The sequence below is a fragment of the Cryobacterium sp. Y62 genome, from assembly GCF_002929785.1.
Classification (GTDB): Bacteria; Actinomycetota; Actinomycetes; order Actinomycetales; family Microbacteriaceae; genus Cryobacterium.
The window spans coordinates 1-3,760 of sequence record NZ_PJJK01000037.1 but is presented as its reverse complement, the minus strand read 5'-3'; the positions used below and the strand labels follow the sequence as shown (position 1 = coordinate 3,760).

Annotated in this window: 4 protein-coding genes; 2 read left to right on the top strand and 2 right to left on the bottom strand. The window is 59.2% G+C overall.

Annotated features, from left to right (window positions below):
* Nucleotides 1–892 precede the first annotated feature (892 nt).
* Together CXY71_RS00435 and CXY71_RS00430 are read left to right on the top strand one after the other, a co-directional pair.
* Nucleotides 893–1,162, top strand: a complete 270-nt coding sequence (locus CXY71_RS00435) for a helix-turn-helix domain-containing protein (RefSeq protein ID WP_104133776.1) — start codon at nucleotides 893–895, stop codon at nucleotides 1,160–1,162.
* Nucleotides 1,155–2,399: a type II toxin-antitoxin system HipA family toxin gene (locus tag CXY71_RS00430; protein ID WP_104133775.1), complete on the top strand. Its 1,245-nt coding sequence runs from the start codon at nucleotides 1,155–1,157 to the stop codon at nucleotides 2,397–2,399. The genes CXY71_RS00435 and CXY71_RS00430 overlap by 8 nt, the downstream gene beginning before the upstream one ends.
* A 599-nt stretch (nucleotides 2,400–2,998) precedes the next feature.
* On the opposite strand, the gene cynS is transcribed toward CXY71_RS00430, so the two are convergent.
* Both cynS and CXY71_RS20820 read right to left on the bottom strand, forming a co-directional pair.
* Nucleotides 2,999–3,469, bottom strand: a complete 471-nt coding sequence (gene cynS, locus CXY71_RS00425) for a cyanase (protein ID WP_104133774.1) — start codon at nucleotides 3,467–3,469, stop codon at nucleotides 2,999–3,001.
* A 34-nt stretch (nucleotides 3,470–3,503) separates the two neighbouring features.
* Nucleotides 3,504–3,662 (bottom strand): hypothetical protein, encoded by a 159-nt coding sequence (locus CXY71_RS20820; RefSeq protein ID WP_158252907.1) that lies wholly within the window; start codon nucleotides 3,660–3,662, stop codon nucleotides 3,504–3,506.
* Nucleotides 3,663–3,760: the final 98 nt, after the last annotated feature.

Sequence of the window (3,760 nt, the reverse complement as noted above, 5' to 3'; positions counted from 1 at the left end):
CGGTCATGCTGATCTCGACTTTCAGTGATCCCTCATTTTAAGAGGGCCCACTGTCCGAGATATCCGCGGCAGGTCACACCAAAACCACGTTGCTCGCCGCAGTCGGTGACAACATGCGATTCGTGTTGCCGGCAACGTGGTCAGAGTTTCGCGGTCAAACACTCGTAATGGTCGGCAGTCGGGAACGCGCCCTGATGCGTGACTCCGCTGTGAACATTTACGCGGCCCTGCCTAGCAGCGACATGGAAATTGTCCCTGGCCGTGGCCATGGAATACCACTGGAATCCCCAGACTGGTTCAACCCTCGCGTTGCCGCTTGGCTCGCACAGTAGTAGCTAGATCCAATGCACAAAATCGTGCTCCGACCGCTTCTTCGAAGCGGACCACCAATCTTGGGGCCGCAGTGCAGCATCGCTAAGAGACGGGATCGCGTCCCTGTCCCACAGGAGGTTGGTCATACGGGACGATGCGGGAGTTGTTGACCCAGGCGTCGCACTGGACGCTGGAAGCTACTTGCGGCTCGATGGCTCATAATCATTCGCGTCGGGAGCAGTTGCCCTGGACCGCGAATATCAGTGCATGAAGGCGCTGTTCTGCGTTTGCCCGATGGTCATGCGGACGACTGTATGAGGTCTCCGTGATTCCGCTGAGGCTGGTCCACGATAATCGTGGTGTCGCGGGTACTGGTCTCACAAGCGCTGATCCGATTGGCGGGCAAGTCCACCGGGAATCGCCGAAGCTCAGGCAATCACCGACCGCCGTGGTTGTGCGCTCCAAAAGTTGCGGGGTTCAGCACTCCTCACCGTGACGGTGATACAACCTTCGCCTCCCTTGACGGTGATATTACCATCAAGTAAAATGAAGGTAATAAGACCGTCGTCAGGAGAGTGTCATGGCTGCACGTGGAGAAGTGAAGGGCGCTGAGGGACTTGGCCGGATGCTGCAGCAGGGCCGTCTCGTCAGCGGTTTGACGCAGCGCGATCTCGCGGAGAGGTTGGACACCGACCAGAAGTACATCTGGGGCTTAGAGTCCGGCAAGAACACCATCGTGCTCGGGCGCATCTTTGCGATCATGCGCGAGACCGGTGTTCGCATGTACATGGAGGTTGATCCAGGCACCGACGAGCCACAAGACGACGTTGTGGACGAACCCCGTGGGTGACTTGTGCGTCGAGCTGTACGGCGAGCTGGTCGGGCATCTGGTCGGAATGGATCGTCGCTCGTTCGATTTCGTCACGGAGAAGAATGCGATCGAGACTTTTGGGCTCGGCAGCACGATTCTCTCCGCGTCGGTGCCGTTCGACTTGGTCAGCAACCGCAGCCGGGCGGCGCGTCGACGCAACTTCTTCGCCGAACTTTTGCCGGAAGGCAGTGCTCTCGACAACCTCGCCGCCGAGATCAGAGTTTCAACCGACGACACCATTGCACTGTTGGCACGGTTCGGCCGCGACGTAGCCGGCGCCATTCAGATATACGACCCAGAGGCGCCGGGGGAGCCGCGTACGCCTGCGGTCGCGCTAGTTGACGCGGCTGAAGTTGGGCTGATGCTCACCAATACTCAAACAGCTCCGCTTGGCAACCGGCCGAAGTTCGGCCGCACATCCTTGGCTGGCGTCCAAGACAAGATCGTGCTCGCACGACAGGACGATCACTGGTTTCAAGTCCTCGAGGGGTACCCGTCGACCCACATCATCAAGCCGCCGTCCGTGCGCTACCCGACCATCACCTTCGACGAGGAATACGGCTTCCGAGCGGCCAAAGCTGCCGGCCTCACCACGCTCGACACCTGGATCGAGAACTTCGGTGGAGTCCCAGGCCTCGTGATCGAGCGCTACGACCGATCACGGCACGCCCCGCAGGGGCGCATTCACCAGGAAGACATGAGCCAAGCTCTCGGCGCATCAAAGAACGAGAAGTATCAAGAGTTCGGCGGCAAGGTCTCCCTCAAGCGGATAGCGGATGTTCTCGGTCGCGACGGCGACCGCGCTTCCATCGAGCAGCTCCTCCGACTCCTGACCGTCTCGCAGGCCGTTGGCAATCTCGATATGCACGCCAAAAACATCAGCATGCTCCACCTCCCGGATGGCAGCACGAGGATCACCCCGGCCTACGATGTTGTTCCGCAGACGCACCTCGACAGCGACGGCAAAATGGCCTTGGCCATCAACCGAAAATACAGCCACGCGGCCATCACTATCGAAGACCTCATCGTCGAAGCCGAGGTGTGGAACGTGCGCGCTCCCCGGTCGATCATTACCTCAGCGCTCGAGGCCGTGGACGCTCTGCTCCGCTCAGAGAGCCCCGTCGAGCAGGCCTACGCCGGACTGCAGGACGACATTTTGCGGTTCACGAAGAATCTTCTCAATGGACGTCCCACGGGTAGCTACCTCAACACGTGAAGACTTGACGCACACACGTTTATTCAACGCTTATTGCCCGAGACCGACCGAAACAAGACGAGGTGTTGAGGTAATGGTAACGACATCTCACACAAGAACCTCCTGATCAGGTCCAGATAAGTCGAGATCAATCGAGGTATCGGGCCAGACCAAGCCGCGCCCAGAAAGCCCCCGGCGCAAACCGTCGGTCCCGGGTTCAAGTCCCGGCCGCCCTACTGTAAATTATATCTGATCAGGGTTTCTTGTCTGTACCGAAAGGGCAAGACTTGATGCACCCACGGTTATGTCAGGAGAGCCGAATATCCGCGTATTTTAGGTGCTCGTAGAGAAGGTGTACGACCCCGTTCGAGTCATCTGGGATAACCTCGATCACCTTCGAATTATGGACACTGAAAACTCTTCGGGCTGGGTCTTGAGCCCGTATTGACGGCGAGTAAGCTCACCGAGTATCTCGGCGTGCAGGCGCAGGCGATCTGCGCACCGACGGACGCGGGCCCTACGGCAGGTGCGTTGGACGAAGTCCATGGTTGTCCTTGCCTGCGAGATTGTTTCATGGGATAGGCGGCAGCCCCGATCGCGAGGCCGCCGCCAGGCCGGGTTCAGAAGGGTTTGGTGGGCAAGTATTTTCCGTCGAGGGTGATCACGGCACGTGAGCCGCCGTCGGGGTCTTCAACTTTCTTGATGTCTAGCTTGAAATTGATGGCGCTGATGATGCCGTCACCGAACTGTTCGTGGACCAAGGCCTTCAAAGTGGAGCCGTAGACCTGCATTATTTCGTAAAACCGGTAAACGGTGGGGTCGGTCGGGATGCCGCTGGGGATGCTGCCACGCAGCGGAATGGTCTGCAGCAGCATTGCGGCGTCCTTGTCCAACCCCAGCCGCTCAGCGACGATTTCCGCAGCGGTTTCAGGCAACGGGTGCTGACCGAGCAGAGCGGCGGTGACGAAGACAACGCTCAGACCAGTGCCATCGGTCAGTTCCTGCCAGGAGAGGTCCTTGCGCATCTTGGCGTCGATGATAGCGGCGGTCAGTTCCTCGCGCGGAGCCTGGGTGTTCTGGGAATGAATCATGGTGTTTTCCTTGTCTTTTGGTGATATGAGGGGGTTAGGCGGCCAGGTCGGATGCGGCCAGCGTGGCAAAGTATTGCGGATTGTCCGCGAGTGGGACAAAACGGCCGGTGCCACAGTCCAGGGTGTCGATGGAGCCGGTTTCGATGTCGTAGACCCAGCCGTGGAGGTTCAGCCGGTTCTGATCCAGGGCCAAGGCGACGGAGGGGTGGGTCTGACCTGCCGCGGATATCTCGGACAGTGGGCCCTCTTAAAATGAGGGATCACTGAAAGTCGAGATCAGCATGACCGCAG